Here is a 15915-nt window from a genome sequence, read left to right as displayed (position 1 = left end):
TGTCACGCCTTACAGCCGACTATTCTAATGCTTAGACGCCCTCCGATCATAAAGTTGCCGCTTCTGCCGGCCGGGTGGGCAATCGCACGGACAGGCTCGTCGGATCTGGATAGGCGCACACGGCGAACCGGGCGAACTGAACGGGCAGGCGCTGGATGCTGACGCTCAAACGCTTCTCCGGGCGCTTTGCCAATCCCGATGTGACGCGAGCGTTTGCGAATATCGTCTGGCTCGGGCTTGAACGGGTGACGCAGATCGCCGTCGCCATTCTCATTAGCGGCATGCTGGCGCGCTACTTCGGACCGGATACCTTCGGCAAATGGCAATACGCCAATACGCTGCTGCTGGTGCTCTCGCCGATCACCTGGGTGTGCGGCGCCGAGATCCTCGTGCCGACCATCGTCAACCGGCCGCCGGCGCAACTGGGCACCGTGCTGGGGAGCGCCTTCGCACTGCGTATCTCGGTTTCGGCCGGGGCCTTGCTCATCACGTGGATCGGCATTGCCGCAGGGCTCACCGATCCGCTCGTCGGCGCCATGCTGGCCGGCCTGGCAGTGACGATGCTGTTCCGCGAGCCGTTTGTCGGCGTGATCAATTCGTGGCTGCAGAGCATGACCTACAGCAAGCCGCAATTGCTCACCAGTATGAGCACCGCCATCGTCAAGGCCGGACTCGTCTACCTGCTGGTGCGGGCTGCCACGACGCCCGCCCGCTTCGGCTGGCTATGGGCGCTGGAATCGGCGGCGATCGGCGCGGTGCTGCTCGCCTATTACATCCGCCGCCATGGCGGCAAGCTCGGCTGGCATGTCGACCGCTCGCTGTTCCGGCATTTCGCGAGCGCCGGCACGGTGTTCTGGCTCGGCCTGATCTGCATGTACCTGTTCCTGAAGCTCGACCGGCTGATGCTGGAACGGGCCATTTCGTTTGCCGATCTCGGCCGCTATTCGGCTGCCCAGCAACTCAACGAAAACTGGATCACGCTCGCGCTGATGCTGGCGCAAACCATTGCGCCCGCTTTCGTTTACCGCGTGCAGGAGCCCGCTCACCTGCGCCGCAATATGTGGCGGCTGACGGCGATGACGGCGGCGTTGATGATCGGCGGCGCGATCGTGCTCGATCTGCTGGCGGGCATCATCATCCGGCGCGTGTTCGGGGCTGCCTACGAAGGCGCCATCGAGATTTTCCGCTGGGCCGTGTGGCTTTCCGTGCCGGCCGGGATCGAGGCGATCGGCAACCTCGTCGTGCTGAAATATCAGGCCAAGTTCGTGTTGCTGGCGAAGTGGCTGCTGGCGCTGGCCGTGGCGTTCGCCGTCAATCTGCTGGCGATCCCACGCCTCGGGCCCTATGGCGCGCTGGTCGGACTGGCGGTCGGTTATCTGGTCGCCGCGTCGGTCAACCTCTATTACATCCGCTTCAAGTTGCGCTCATGACGAATTCATCCGCCTCGGCGCAAAGCCCGCAAACGCCGCAATGGCCGCGCGGGCCGCAAGGCTCAGTGGGTCAGCAGTTGCGTGCGTCGGACGACGCCCTTGGCGACGTCGCCGTGCTGCTGCCGGCATATAACGGCCAGGCCGACGTCGACCGCACGCTGGCATCGTTCAGCGAGGACGACGCGCTAGTTCACGTGCTGATCGTCGACGACGGCAGCACGCCGCCGATCGTCGCCCCGGCCCTGCCGAACCTGGAGATCGAAATCTTGCGCATGCCGCAAAACGGCGGCATCGAGAAGGCGCTGCAGACCGGCATCGACGCGCTTGCCGAACGCGGTTTCCGCTATGCCGCGCGAATCGACGCGGGCGATCTGACCGTGCCGCGCCGGCTCGCGAAACAGCGCGCGTACATGGAAGCAAACCCGCAAGTAGCCGGTCTCGGCATGTGGACCCAGGTGGTGACGCGCGACGGCACGCCGCTCTTCATGCTGACGCCGCCCGCCACGCCGGATGCGATCCGCCGCCTGCGCTTTTACCGCAGTTGCCTCGCGCACCCTTCGATGATGTTGCGGATCGACGCCGTGCGCGCGGTCGGCAACTACCGCGCCGATTACCGTTCCGCAGAAGACCTCGATCTGTTCCTGCGTCTGATGGAACGCCATGACTGCGCAAACCTGCCGGAACTGGGCCTGTATTACGAGCTGAACGAAGGCGGTATTAGCGCCACCAAACGGCGTGGTCAGGTCGCATCAACACTGCGCCTGCAACTGCGCTACTTCAACGCGCTCAACCTGCATGACTGGTTAGGGCTCGCGAAGAATCTGCTGCACCTTGTCACGCCGTATCGCACCCTGCAAGCTGTGAAGCGCAGGTTGTATGCGCCCGGCGCCGGACACTGAAACCTTGATGCACCCTCGAAGCCCCTGTCAAACCGCCATGAAGCCCAACGTTTCAACCGTGCCTGGTGTTGCCAATGTCTCCCGCGTTCCAGACGCTGCCGCTGTCCCCGCTGTTTCGTTGCGCATTACACTCGTCTGCAACACTGCCTGGGCAATCTACACGTACCGGCAAGGGCTGATCCGCGAGCTGGTCGCACGCGGCGTCGAGGTGACGGTGCTGGCACCACGCGACCGCACCTTCGATCTGCTGGGCGCCATGGGCTGCCGCTGCATCGAATTGCCAGTGGCGTCGAAAGGCACCAACCCGCGCGACGACCTGCGCACGCTGTGGGCGCTCTACCGCCACTACCGGACGATCCGCCCGCATATCGTGTTTCACTATACGATCAAGCCGAACATTTACGGCTCGATTGCGGCTAAGCTGGCGGGCGTCGATTCGGTCGCGGTGACCACAGGGCTCGGCTATGTGTTCATTCAGCACAGCCGCGCAGCGCAGGTCGCCAAAAAGCTGTACCGCTTCGCGTTTCGCTTTCCGCGCGAAGTGTGGTTTCTGAACCGCGACGATCAGGCCGCTTTCGTCGATCAAAAGCTGCTCGTGCATCCCGAACGCGCGCGCCTGCTGCACGGCGAAGGGGTGGATCTCGAGCAGTTTGCCTTCACGCCTTTGCCGGACAAGGCGAATTTCGACTTCGTGCTGATTGGCAGGTTGCTGTGGGACAAGGGCGTAGGCGAATACGTGGAGGCCGCGCGGAGCTTGCGCGCACGCTATCCTCAGGCGCGTTTTCGCCTTTTGGGACCCGTGGGCGTGGATAATCCCAGTGCGATCACGCGCGCAGAAGTGGCCGCCTGGGAGCAGGAAGGCGTGATCGAATATCTGGGCGAGGCCCACGACGTGCGGCCATTTATCGCCGCAGCCGATTGTGTCGTATTACCCTCGTATCGTGAGGGGGTGCCGCGCACGCTGATGGAAGCCTCAGCAATGGGCCGCCCGATTGTGGCGACCGATGTGCCAGGCTGCCGGGAAGTGGTCGCGGATGGCGTCAATGGTTTGCTGTGCGAAGTGCGCAACGCGGAAAGTCTCGCTGCACAGCTCGCACAGATGCTCGACATGAGCGGCGCGGCACGCCGCGCCATGGGCGAACGCGGCCGGCAAAAAGTCGCCGCCGAATTCGACGAGCGTGTAGTGGTAGCAAAATATAAAGACCTGGTTCGCAACTTGACGGGCGTTTCACTCTAATGGAGCACAGCATGACCACGAAGGGCACGATTCTGGTAACGGGCGGCGCGGGTTTCATCGGCTCGCATACATGCGTCGAACTGTTGAACGGCGGCTATGACGTTGTCGTGATCGACAATCTCGTGAACAGCAATCGCGAGTCACTCAGGCGCGTCGAACAGATCGCCGGCCGTGCCGTGACGTTCTACGAAGCCGACGCGCGCGACGAAACCGCGCTGAACCGCATTTTCGATGCGCATCCGGTAACGGGTGCGATCCACTTTGCGGCGTTGAAGGCGGTGGGCGAATCGGTAACGAAGCCGATCGAGTACTACAGCAATAACGTCGGCAGTCTGCTCACGCTGCTCGGTGTGATGCGAGATCGCAATGTGAAGCAGTTTGTGTTCAGCTCGTCCGCTACCGTGTACGGCGTGCCGAAAAGCTCGCCGATCGACGAGTCGTTTCCGCTGTCGGCGACCAACCCTTACGGTCAATCGAAGCTGATCGCCGAGCAGGTGCTACGCGATCTCGAACTATCGGACCCGAGCTGGCGCATTGCCACGCTGCGCTACTTCAATCCCGTGGGCGCGCATGAGAGCGGGCTGATCGGCGAAGACCCGGCTGGTGTTCCGAACAATCTGATGCCGTACGTCGCGCAGGTGGCGGTGGGCAAGCTCGAGAAACTGCGCGTGTTCGGTGGCGACTATGACACGCCGGATGGCACCGGCGTGCGCGACTACATCCATGTGGTCGATCTGGCGCGCGGGCACCTGGCTGCACTCGACGCGCTGGTGAAGCACGATGCGAGTTTTGTGGTGAACCTCGGTACCGGCCAGGGGTATAGCGTACTCGACGTGGTGCGCTCGTTCGAGAAAGCCTCAGGCCGCCCCGTGCCGTACGAAATCGTGACACGCCGCCCCGGCGACGTGGCGTCCTGCTACGCGAATCCGGCAGCCGCAGCAAAGCTGCTCGGATGGCAGGCGCAGTTTGGTATCGAGCGTATGTGTGTGGATCACTGGCGCTGGCAGGAAAGCAACCCGCAAGGATACAAGGTGTAACGTCTCAAACCGCCCGGTTGACCAGCGCTGACGCGCCCCGGCAGGCCCGCGCTGCGTGAGCTTGTCCGCTTGCCCGCCCGGGCGCAACCACTGTCGTGTTCGGGCGCCGCCCTGGAAGGGGCCGCCGAAAATAAATTCCCGGCTGCTTGCGCGCGGGCAGATCCATGCGATATCAGCGAACTGACCTTGCCCCCGTTTGTCGAAACCCATGACCGGGGATGTTATGCGTCCTTGCCTTGCTGTGCTGCGCACCAGTTCTGCCCGAAAGTCATCGGGCTAACGTAGTTGAGCGTCGAGTGTAACCGGCGTGCATTGTAAAGGCCCAGCCGGTCAATCACCTCGTCCATTGCGGCACGCCGCGTGGCGAAGCGCCGCCCGTGCATACGTGCAACCTTGAGCGAACCCCACAGACTTCCATTCGGTGCATTGACGCTCCTATGTCAGGTGGCAAGCGTCGAACCGGCCAGATCGGCGAGGATGAGTGGGTACAACCTCCTCACCATATAGCGCTTCAGGTAGCGGCGAATTTCCTTGCTGGACATACCTTCCTGCGTCCGGCGCTCGACGTGAGCCCGGGTCCGGGGATCGCTTCTCATGCGGACCATTGCGATGGTCCACAAGGCATTGTTTGCAGACCGGTCGCCGCCCCTGTTCAAGCGATGCCGGACCGTCTTGCCGGACGACACCTGCGACGGACTTGTGCCGCAAAGTGCAGCCAGCGCAGCTTCACTTTTGAGGCGTTCGGGATTGTCTCCCGCCACAGCAGCCAATACCGCAGCGGTCTGAGGGCCGACGCCGAATCTTTCGCGAAGGCGTCTGGCATGCTCGCTGGTCAGACTTTCAAGCACGCTATCGAGAGCTTTGAGCTCCTGCGCCAGCGTCAGCCACCGCTTCGCCAGCAAACGCAGCGAGGTCGTGAGCGTTTGCAAGATTGGCGTTTGGCCCAACGAACGAAGACGGGCACATCCGGTTGTCGCAGCCTCATGTTGCGCAATCCGGATCGGGCAACAGTTGCTGTCGGGGATTTCTGGTTGATAACGTTGGACGAAACGGAGAACGGCGAATTCGAGTAGGCGGGTAAGGCCACACTCCGCTCAAGGGCACTTCGACTCCACCACTGCAGCAACTGGGCGCGGTGGCCCAAAACTCAACTCGGCGCGAACAGTACTCGACGACCGGCACGGCCTGTGCTCCACAGTCATCACCCGTCACCGCCAGATCGCTGCCAGATCGCTGTTGAAGGCTGGCATATCGCCAGCGGTGATCCAACGCTCGCCCACGCTATCCTCGACCTGCTGGTTCACATCGCCTCACGTTCCCAGGCGAGTCGATGCGCAAACGCCGAAATGGTTTGGCCAGCAAAAACCGGAGCCGGAGTTAAGGAACTCACTCCGTGTTGCCATGTCCATGGCGCTCGCCTCGGCGTGGAAACACTGCTCGGTTTCGCGTGGAATGCCGGCTCGCATTGCCGCGGATCGGTCGCCCGATTTGCGCCGAATACGCACCCTGTCAGGCACGGTTGTGCGGCGTCGCAAACCGTCACTGCGACGCAGCGCTCATACCAGACGCAGCATTGCAACGCCGCGGACTAGCTGGCCAGATCGTGGAGAAGATCGGGTAGTCACGTAAGTCATGCGACGTCTCGCCGCTGGGAAGACCGACAGTCATCTCATGGGCGCCGCATTAGCGACACCCCCGTGATCGAGCCGAATCGATCCGCAGCAGACACGGGGGCGGAGCCGGGAATGTCAGATCCTGCTCGCGCTGATCGCTGAGATCCATTCTTCGCGGGAGATCTCAAGACGCTTCAATATCTGACCAGCAAGGAAGCTTGGAATTGCTGGATTGACGCCGTAATGACTACCAAGGCGGAACGGGTGCGCACCGCCGCGCAGAAGCTTAATCTCTGAACCCTTGCCTTGCACGATCTCCACGCCGCACATACGCAGGATCTTGAAAAAGCGGCTACGCCGGATTTGAGGCAAAAAGGGGCCCCGCCCCGCGTTCACCGCGACTGCCGGAATGCTGGCGCCAGCTTCGAAGTGGGGATCAGCATCAATCGGCTCCCGCAATGCTTCGGCATACTCGGCATGGACGAGAAGATCGTTGGCACCGTTTGCGACGCCTGACCCAGAATCAGGCACACCGTCGTGCTGTTTGCGCTGCAGAAAATATCGGTTGATCTTCAGGTAATCTTCGACGATCCGGTCATGCACCTGGCTAATCAGCCAATGCGACACGCGCAGCGCGTCTGTCGCGCCCAGGAAACGTTCAACAGTTAGCCATGGATGCATCAGACAGCCCAAGGCCCCATCAAAATCGAGGGTGAGGCCTGCCCGGCATGCTCCAGTCTCAAGACCGGCGTGGAGCTCCTCTTCGCTGTCAAAGAATGCAAACATGCCGAATCCATGCGGTCCGAGAAAGCGAAAGACTGCGACACACGTTGAGCCGCGAATGGGGAACGTATACCGGGACGTTCTTTTCGATGAGCAAAGGTACGGAAACGCCTCCAGCAGATCGCCCACGCAGGAATGAAAGTCTGCTCGAAGAACGACGTCGGGATCCATGGCCTCGACATCGACCAGAGCCGCGGAGAGAGGTCTCAGGACAACATCCCGGGTGTACAGCGCGGCGTCCACCCCGTAGAGATTCATGTGGTGGCTCACGCAATTGGCAACATGTTTATTGCGCAGGCACGCTCCTTCCCACTTCAGCAGGTGAAATGCGTCTATACCGTGCCGGCAGACGATGTGTCCCGGTTTGAGGAAGCAGCCCTCAATGAGCTGATAGCACATGCAATCCATGGCCCGTGACCAGATTTCCTGATACATGCGGTCATCGCCATGCGCAATCCGTGTGTCGATCTCGCGGATAAACGTTTCGAAGAGCTTGCCGTAGGTGACGAATGGTTCGTTCTCTACCCCTCGCCGGCGCTTGTACAGCACCTCCTGCATGGCTCGCTCGCACCAGTTCAGGACCCGGGCCTTGAGGTCCATCAATTCGACGTCGGCAAAGAGCTGCACCTTAACGGCCTGCGTCCAGCATCCGGCGTAGCGGTTGTTCAGCGCTCTCGTTGCCTCTATGAGACCATTGCCCTCGTCGCGCAAATTCATGGTGAGTAAGCACGCGAGGCTGAGCGGCAATTTCATGAGGGGCTGCTCCCTGATGATACAGTCACCCGCTTTCACGATGCCCTGTGAATACACGTCCAGCGCGCTCGCCGGTTTGAGATTCAGGATTTTGGCATCTTCCTCTGCCAATCGGCGTGCAACAACGGACGCGGGCAGCTCGATGAGGCTGCTTTCTAACTGTATGGTGCACCCGCCTGCCTGGCCTTCTGCCCGTTGCCCCAGTTTTTTGATGAACTTCGTCACAGCTAAACTCCGATAAAAAGCGCTATCAATGCGTTTCGACAGTCATATGACCTTGGGCGCCACGGCTGGCGAGCCCGTCCACGCTGTCCCTCCACACCGGTGATCGCACGCTTCCATCGGCCTCACACATAGCGTCCGTTGCATCGCATCCCGCCACCGGTGGAGCGGGAGAAACCACCTTGCGCGGTCCCGGTAGAACCTATCGGTCATCCCGGGAAGAAATTTAGGTAAAAATTCACGGTGCAGAGCATGGGGAAGGTCGCACTTCGACCGGAATCCGCCGCCCGATGAAGTGCACATGACGTATGAGAACGCAATACGTGCGGCGCAGGCCGTGGTGGCCAAAGGCCGACATCGTCGACGGGAGCCTCGTGTCGGGCCCGTACAATGCGAGAAGACGCAATCTTGACTGGAAGCACGCCATCGCCGTGCAGGTGCAGGCGCCTTTCTCATCACTTGCCGCAGGCCCCATTGACGGACCCGGTCCGTGCTGCCGTGGAGACAACCCGGGGACGCAGTCTTATCACGCAGAGCTGCGAGCTTGGGCCGCCAAGGGTGAGCGCCGCCGCCCGCGCTTTTCAGAAACTGCGGCGGAAGTTTCACACTTGGCTGACACAGCTTTCGCTTTCCGTGGCACACGACGTCCCGGTTGCCGGTCCGCCAATCGCGCCTCGTCAGTCATGGAAACTTTATACACATAATTGCGTGTAACACATAAATGCGCGTTATACTTTGCATTCATTCTGGATGGGGGGTCCTATCATGGCCGAAACCGTTAATTTCACCGGAGCAGTCGATCGCGACCTGCTCAAGCGCGCCAAGATCCTTGCTGCCAAATCGGACACGTCCGTGAATGCGCTGTTCAACGCCGAGTTGCGCTATCTGGTCGAGACGTTTGAGGCAGCGGAAGCCAGCGACAACCAGAACTTTCGTACCCTGGTCGATTTCTCGCTCGGCCGCATCGACGACAAGCAAGCGATGAACGCGCTGGGCATCGACACCGACGAAGACCTGTTCCTGCTCATGGCTCAGGCCCACCTGCCGATGCCGCGGCTCCCGGAGTTGAGCACACGCCGCATGCTCGACGACCTGAACGCGCTGCGCAAATAGCGGATGGCGACCAATACGGCGGTTACCCTGCTTCCTGATGCGGGGCCCCTGATCACGCTCGCCTACGCCGATGCCCTCGATCTGCTGCTGAAACCCGGCTGGGCAATCGAGCTGGTCGACATGGTGCTGCACGAGGTCACACGCAATGAGACGCCGACAAGCGCACGTATCGCTGCATGGATGCGTGACAGTGGCGTTCCGGTTGTCGAAACGAAGGTCTGTCACCATTACTGGCAATCCCGCACCCTCTCACCCGGTCGCAAGGCGAATCTCGGTGAACTCGCGATACAGGAAGCGATGAACGAGTTTGGCCTTGTTGCCGAACGAACCGGCGTCTTTCTGTTCGAGGACCACAAGATCGCTCGCACCAGCTTCCTGTTGCCGGATAACTGCCGCAAGGTCTCAACCCGCGCGTACCTGCTGTTCCTTGAGCAGCACGGTCTGATCGAATCGGCAGCCGATATCGAGCGCCGGGCGATTCGGGCCGGGCGGCATTTCTCGCAGATCCGGTTTCCGCCGGAATAACGCTACTGTCGCCGGTCGCACACCGGCGACAGCAAAGGCCCCTGTCGCAGACTTCTGGATTCAAACATTGGATGACTTGAAGAACCGCGAAAACGAGTAAGCGGCTCGGCTAGCGACGCATCCTCGCACGGCACTAAAGCGCTCGGTGGACCGCGTATGGTGCGGACTTAAGATGGCGGCAACCTACATGCCTGTCTCTTACCACGCAACCGGCGCGCAAGAGCAATCAAGGGCTAGATGCAATCAAGAAAAAGGCGCGGCACCCAGTCTAGAAGACGTACCAGTATTTTCGAACATTTTGCATGATTTATCCTCGACGGATTGGAAATTCTCACATGACGCCGCTGCTAGCGAACATATTCGCAACGCACATTCAGGCAGCTTTCGAGACATGTCAGGTACGCGAAATTCGCCCTCGGCAATGCCGGTGGGGTATGCGAAATCGATAACGCCGCGGCAACGATGCCGCTACCAGACGTCGCGGCCGCGACCGCAAGCTCCAGCAGCGATATCTCGTGATCGTCGTGATAAAAAAACACCTCACAGCCTGCGAACCCGTTTCATAAGGACTCCCACCTATCTACCATAGGAAATACAGCCATCAGATAGCGGATGCTCCACTGCCTGTCGCAATACAGGCGTCCGCCACCGATTGCTAAACGCAAATGCACGCGCGCTTCGCCCTGGTTCAGAACCGTGGCCCGACACATTCGATCTCACAGGAAGGAGCGATACAACGGTGTGGCTGGAGCGGTCCGTCCGCCGACATGACGACTCAAACGTCGGGGGCACCCAGACAACGGGCATTCACCGCTTCTATTGTTTCGTTGTGCCGTCGGTCGAAGCGGTCGTTCCGTTAGTAGATGGCGAGGCATGGTGTGTTTCGTGCGGGGCAAGAGCAAGAGCCTCAATGCCCGCGATATCCAACGGTTTGAGGCAATGCCACATCTCGGTCAGAATCGCGTCGCATGAGGGGTAAATCGTGATCATGTTTTCGATCCATCGCTCTACGTCAGTCAGGCGTCCGTCCTTCGCAAGAACTGCTACTTCCCGCGATCGCTCTCTGGCGGCATGCCAACGGCGAGCCGGTGATTGAGTCGTGAGCGGTTCGCGTGCCTTAACTCCTGACCCGCAAAGCTTGGTGCGCGCACATCGCACAGCGCGAAAGCGAAGCTGCGTCGGCTTGGGACAGGCCGGTTTTTATGTTTTATTGCCTCCGGATATGCGTTTTGCGATTGCCCAATTGTTAAATGTTCTGGTGCTTCGATTTCAATAGGTTTTAGTAGACAAATGAAAAAGCCTATGCGAGAGTTTCGTCTAATACTTACAGGAACTTACCTGCCTGGAACTGCAACACGGAAACCCGACTTTGACGGGAATATTTTCCGGTTGTCAGCTCGCGTAGTGCGGGAAACGGTGCTGAAACAGGAATAGCTTACAGCGCGACATGAGCGTTCGCCATGCTGCGCCGAAAAACGACGCAGTACTTCATTGGGGCGGAAACTATGAGTATTCCGGACACGACGGCGCAAGGCAAACGTTTGCCAAACCAGCCATCGAATTTAGACCGGCAATTTACGCCTTTTCGCGTAACTGGCACCGATAAGCCGTCGCTGTTCGGACCTTCATAAGCCTATGGCCCTCTGCGGCCTGTACTGCCAGGGTGCCAGAAAATAGAAGCGTCCTCGTAGTCCCTCATCGATAACTTTCTCATGTGAATTCTCCAGACAGGAGGATGGCGCTCGTTTGTATTTAGGATGTCTAAGTTTTTGTGTCAGACGTGTGTAAATTTATTTACCCGCAATAAATTAATTCAATGCCAACAATTCCCTTTCTTCTTATATGCGTAGTTATCCTAAAGAAAGGTGATGGTGAATACACGCAATATTGAACAGGAAAAAATATGAACAGGATATACCGGTCGATCTGGAATAAGGCACTAGGCGCCTTTGTAGCTGCATCGGAGCTGGACAGGTCGAACAGCAGGGGCGGTTCGAGGGGCGGGGCCGCGGTACGTGACGGGCGGAGCGTCCCGCCCGATGGGCACGACGTTTTCACGTGGCACGGTTCCGATTCCCGCCTCGTCGCCGCGCTGTTGTTAATGGGTCTAAGCGGCTGGGGCGCACAGGCGCAGGCGCAGGTGAGCTGTTCCGGGTCTCCCTACAACTTCTATAACGGCAACTCCACATGCGTGGGTTTCCAGTCCGTGGCCAGCACCACCGGGGCCACGGCGCTGGGCGGAGGGGCAACGGCGTCGGCAGCAAACTCTACCGCCGTAGGAGTCGGGGCAGTGGCGAACGGAGCGAATTCCATTGCAGTGGGCACGTCTACCACTGCCAACGGCGATGCCTCGATTTCCATGGGTTATACGAATTCCACTAACGGCCTGAATGCGATTGCGATCGGTTTTGCTTCGAGCGCGATCGGGATTAACGCTCTCGCGCTCGGCCAGGCGGCTAGCGTCAATGGGGAGTCGTCCATTGCCTTTGGTGTCAACACCGTTGCCACTGGAAATACCGCCGTTGCCGTCGGCCCCGGAGCGCAGGCTCTTGCCGCGACCACCATCGCCCTCGGCGCTAACGCGAAGGCTAATACGCCCTCCGGTTCCAGTCTGTCGATCGGCGTCAACGCCCAGGCTGTTGCCTCGGGTACCGGCGGCTCGCCTATCGCCATTGGCGTCAACGCCACAGCAAGCGGAGCCGGTAACGTGGTGCTTCCGAACGGCAACACCGCCACGACCTTCGAGGCGCTTGCGGTAGGCAATGGCGCAAGTGCCGCGGGAGAGCAAGGTGTAGCGATCGGCAACTCCACGAACGCTGGCGCAACGTGGAGCACGGCCGTCGGCAGCCTTGCCGGCGCAACGGGTGTCCAGTCGACGGCCGTTGGGGTATGGTCGAAGGCCACGGGCGTCGGTTCCACCGCGTTGGGTGGCGGCGGCATCAGCGCCGCTACGGCGGTCCGGGCGACCGCTGACGGTGCAACCGCCATTGGCGGCAATGCGGGAGCAGGCGCTGCGGCAACGGCCACCAATACCGTCGCCATCGGCGGACAATCGACTGCAAATCAGGCCAGTGCCATCGCCGTCGGGTTGCAGACAAATGCAACTGGAACCAATGCCATTGCTATCGGCGCGGCGTCCAACGCGACGGCCAGCGATACAGTTGGCCTAGGTTATAACGCACTAGCGAATAGCACAAACGCGGTTGCGATTGGCCTCAATACTGTCAGCAGTGGTGCCAATGCGGTCGCCTTGGGTAATACTTCAGAAGCGCTCGCTGCCTCGACGGTAGCGTTCGGTGACAGCAATATCGTAGCGGCAGCAGCCGGCACCGGTTCGATCGCCGGTGGACACAACTCGCAAGTGGTAGGCGGGACAGGCGCGGTTGCGCTCGGTGAGGGGCAAACCGCGAGCGGCAACGGCGCAGTGGCCATTGGCGATCCGAACACGGCCACCGGTAACGGCGCAGTAGCGATGGGTGCCGACAATACTGCAAACGGCAATGGCGCGATCGCGTTGGGTAACACGAACGTGGCGACGGGAGCTGGGTCGGTCGCGCTCGGCAACGCATCGCAGGCCAATGTCGCGGGCTCGGTGGCGATTGGTAATGGCGCCATTGTCCAGAGCGCCGCGACGAGCGGCGTGGCGCTCGGGTCGGGCGCCACGGCAAGCAGCGCCAACGGCGTGGCGCTGGGCTCAAACGCTGTAGCGACCAATGCAAACGACGTGGCACTGGGGGCAGGTTCGACCACGGCGGCGGCCGACACAGGCACGACCGCACTGTTTGGCGGCACCGCGGCCGGCATCGCGAAGACAGCCTCTGGAGTCGTCTCCGTCGGCAGCGCGGGCAACGAACGTCAGATCCAGAACGTGGCGGCAGGCGTGATCTCGTCGAGCAGCACCGACGCGATCAACGGATCGCAATTGTTCTCGGTCGCGACCGGCGTAAACAATCTGGGTAGCGCGACGGCGAGCGCACTGGGCGGTGGAGCGACCTACAACAGTTCGACAGGAGCGATCAGTGCACCAAGCTATACGGTCGACGGCAATACCTACACTAACGTGGGCAGTGCGCTGGAAAGCATCAACAACTCACTGACTGGCGGTGGCATCGAGTACTTCCATGCAAACTCGACGCTTGCAGATTCAACGGCGACCGGTACCAATAGTGTCGCGGTCGGTCCGGTTGCGGTCTCCACCGGAGCGTCTTCGGTTGCAATCGGCAATGGTGCGCAAGCCAGCAATGCGAATGACGTCGCTCTGGGCGCCGGGTCCACAACGGCGGCACCGCATACCGGGACGTTCGACATGACGGGCGGTACAGCAGAGGCTACCGCACCCACTTCGGTCGTATCGATCGGCGCAGCCGGATCGGAACGGCAGCTCCAGAACGTTGCAGCGGGTGTCCTGTCAGCGACGTCGACCGACGCCGTCAACGGCTCGCAACTGTTTTCGGTGGCGAGCGCGGGCAACACGACCGGGTCGACGGTCGCTTCGGCGCTGGGCGGAGGCTCCACTTACACACCGGGCAGCGGTGTCTCGGCACCGAGCTACACCGTGCAAGGCAGCACCTACAACAACGTCGGCGGTGCGCTTGGCGGGTTGAACACCAGCCTCACTAACATCGAGAACTCTCTCACTAACATTAACAACGGGGCGGGCATCGAGTACTTCCATGCCGACTCGACAGAAGCGGATAGCCAGGCCACCGGCACCAACAGCATCGCCGTCGGCCCTGAGGCGGTAGCCAGTGGAACTGCCAGCTTCGCGGCAGGCAACGGTGCGCAGGCAACCGCTGACAACGCCATGGCGCTGGGAGCGCAGGCCACTGCTTCTGTCGCGGGCGCAATTGCGATAGGCTCGGGGTCCGTATCTAACCGCGCGATTGTTCCCGCGCAAGGTTCGATTACGACCGGCAGTTACGTGATTCCCTATAACACCACCGACGAGACGTTGCTGGGCGCGGTGTCGTTCGGAACCACCAATGCGTATCGCCAGTTGACCAATGTCGCGGACGGGACGCAACAGCAGGATGCCGTCACCGTGCGGCAACTTGCCGGAGCATTGTCCTCGTTCGCAGTCACGCCCATCGAGTACTTTCACGCCAACTCGACTGAAGCAGACTCGCTGGCCGTAGGCAGCAATTCAATCGCAGTCGGACCGACCACAGTGGTCAATGGCGACAATGGTGTGGGGATTGGCAACGGCGCCATCGTCAATTCGAACGCGCCGGGTGGTGTCGCGATCGGGGAAGCAGCGAGTTCGAATCAGGCCGACGCGATCGCGCTGGGTAGTGGCGCTAACGCAAGTGGCGCACAGTCTGTCGCGCAAGGTGCGAATGCCAGTGTCACGGCTGTGGGAGGCATCGCGCTGGGTTCCGGCGCGCAAAGCAGCGCGACCGATGCAGTGGCGCTAGGCGCCGGTGCATCCGCAACCTATGCGAACAGTGTCGCGCTGGGAGCAGGGTCGGTGACGACGGTCGGTGCATTGTCGAACTACATTGCTTATGGTCTGAGCAGCCCCCAGTCCTCAGCAGGGGAAGTCAATATCGGAAACCGGCAGATCACGGGGGTTGCAGCAGGGAGCGTCGGGACCGACGCAGTCAACGTGAGCCAGCTCCAGGCAGTACAGCAGCAGTTGACCACGCTGATCAACAACGCGAACGGCGGCAATGGTGGCTTCCCGTCCACGTCGGGAACAACAACAACCCCGCCTGCGTCAACGGGATCCAATTCGGCCGCGGGCGGACAGGGGGCCGTTGCTTCGGGAACCAGTAGCACGGCTGTAGGCAACAACTCGCAGGCTACCGCCACCGGGTCGACGGCCTTGGGGCAAGGGGCGACGTCGACAGGATCCAGCTCGGTGGCCATCGGTGCCGGTAGTAACGACGAGGGTCGCAGCAACGTGGTCTCGGTGGGGTCGGCCGATTCACCACGGCAGATTACCAATGTCGCTGCCGGCACCGCACCCACTGACGCCGTCAACGTGCAGCAATTGGGGAGCGCCGTCGCCCAGGCAAATGCATATACGGATAATCAGATTCAACAGCTGAAGCGTGACGCGGATGGGGGAATCGCAACTGCGATGGCTGTCGCAGGATTGCCGCAACCTTCCGGGCCGGGGAAAAGCATGGTATCGGTCGCCGGCAGCGTTTATCGGGGCCAGTCAGGCCAGGCGGTCGGCATTTCCACAATCTCGGATAACAATCACTGGATCTATAAGGCTGCGGTTTCGACCAATACGCAAGGCTACTATGGCGCGGTCGTGGGTGCAGGTTACCAGTGGTAATGGACATAACGAAGCTT

The 15915-nt window shown here is 60.9% G+C and carries 8 protein-coding genes and 2 pseudogenes; 7 read left to right on the top strand and 3 right to left on the bottom strand.

Going from position 1 to position 15915, the window contains the following annotated elements; genetic code table 11:
* The first annotated feature begins 155 nt into the window (after positions 1-155).
* Genes P3T17_RS20380 through galE form a run of 4 tightly spaced genes read left to right on the top strand, consistent with a single transcriptional unit; the run spans position 156 to position 4603 of the window.
* Positions 156-1430, top strand: a complete 1275-nt coding sequence (locus tag P3T17_RS20380) for an oligosaccharide flippase family protein (RefSeq protein WP_429408698.1) — start codon at positions 156-158, stop codon at positions 1428-1430.
* Positions 1427-2329, top strand: a complete 903-nt coding sequence (locus tag P3T17_RS20375) for a glycosyltransferase (protein WP_429408697.1) — start codon at positions 1427-1429, stop codon at positions 2327-2329. The genes P3T17_RS20380 and P3T17_RS20375 overlap by 4 nt, the downstream gene beginning before the upstream one ends.
* A 37-nt stretch (positions 2330-2366) precedes the next feature.
* Complete coding sequence (locus tag P3T17_RS20370; protein WP_429408696.1) at positions 2367-3566, top strand: glycosyltransferase family 4 protein; 1200 nt, start codon at positions 2367-2369, stop codon at positions 3564-3566.
* A gap of 11 nt (positions 3567-3577) precedes the next feature.
* On the top strand, positions 3578-4603 hold the full coding sequence (gene galE, locus P3T17_RS20365; protein ID WP_429408695.1) for a UDP-glucose 4-epimerase GalE: 1026 nt from the start codon (positions 3578-3580) through the stop codon (positions 4601-4603).
* 221 nt (positions 4604-4824) lie between these two features.
* Here galE and P3T17_RS20360 read toward each other — a convergent pair.
* The 3 genes and pseudogenes from P3T17_RS20360 to P3T17_RS20350 all read right to left on the bottom strand — a co-directional run.
* Positions 4825-5031 (bottom strand): annotated as a pseudogene (locus P3T17_RS20360) (IS3 family transposase); the annotation flags it as partial.
* Between the two features lie 12 nt (positions 5032-5043).
* A pseudogene (locus tag P3T17_RS20355) lies at positions 5044-5568 on the bottom strand (transposase); the annotation flags it as partial.
* Positions 5569-6351: 783 nt separating this feature from the next.
* Complete coding sequence (locus P3T17_RS20350) at positions 6352-7977, bottom strand: hypothetical protein (protein ID WP_429408694.1); 1626 nt, start codon at positions 7975-7977, stop codon at positions 6352-6354.
* Positions 7978-8739: 762 nt separating this feature from the next.
* Here P3T17_RS20350 and P3T17_RS20345 point away from each other — a divergent pair.
* The 3 genes from P3T17_RS20345 to P3T17_RS20335 all read left to right on the top strand — a co-directional run bounded on the left by P3T17_RS20345 (position 8740) and on the right by P3T17_RS20335 (position 15898).
* Positions 8740-9087 (top strand): hypothetical protein, encoded by a 348-nt coding sequence (locus P3T17_RS20345; protein ID WP_074265564.1) that lies wholly within the window; start codon positions 8740-8742, stop codon positions 9085-9087.
* 3 nt (positions 9088-9090) lie between these two features.
* The gene (locus tag P3T17_RS20340; protein ID WP_074265565.1) at positions 9091-9612 is read left to right on the top strand and encodes a hypothetical protein; all 522 of its coding nucleotides are present in this window, start codon (positions 9091-9093) and stop codon (positions 9610-9612) included.
* Between the two features lie 1903 nt (positions 9613-11515).
* Positions 11516-15898 carry a YadA-like family protein gene (locus P3T17_RS20335; protein ID WP_429408693.1) on the top strand — a complete coding sequence of 1461 codons (4383 nt, stop codon included), beginning with the start codon at positions 11516-11518 and terminating at the stop codon, positions 15896-15898.
* Positions 15899-15915: the final 17 nt, after the last annotated feature.

It is taken from the genome of Paraburkholderia sp. GAS82 (genome assembly GCF_050436285.1).
In the GTDB taxonomy this organism is placed as follows: Bacteria; Pseudomonadota; Gammaproteobacteria; order Burkholderiales; family Burkholderiaceae; genus Paraburkholderia; species Paraburkholderia phenazinium_B.
This window is presented reverse-complemented; position numbering and strand designations above follow the sequence as displayed.

Bases quoted from the DNA above. Each gene is read 5' to 3' on its own strand.
- P3T17_RS20380 (WP_429408698.1), top strand. From the start codon at position 156: ATGCTGACGCTCAAACGCTTCTCCGGGCGCTTTGCCAATCCCGATGTG.
- P3T17_RS20335 (WP_429408693.1), top strand. From the start codon at position 11,516: ATGAACAGGATATACCGGTCGATCTGGAATAAGGCACTAGGCGCCTTT.
- P3T17_RS20375 (WP_429408697.1), top strand. From the start codon at position 1,427: ATGACGAATTCATCCGCCTCGGCGCAAAGCCCGCAAACGCCGCAATGG.
- P3T17_RS20370 (WP_429408696.1), top strand. From the start codon at position 2,367: ATGAAGCCCAACGTTTCAACCGTGCCTGGTGTTGCCAATGTCTCCCGC.
- galE (WP_429408695.1), top strand. From the start codon at position 3,578: ATGACCACGAAGGGCACGATTCTGGTAACGGGCGGCGCGGGTTTCATC.
- P3T17_RS20345 (WP_074265564.1), top strand. From the start codon at position 8,740: ATGGCCGAAACCGTTAATTTCACCGGAGCAGTCGATCGCGACCTGCTC.
- P3T17_RS20340 (WP_074265565.1), top strand. From the start codon at position 9,091: ATGGCGACCAATACGGCGGTTACCCTGCTTCCTGATGCGGGGCCCCTG.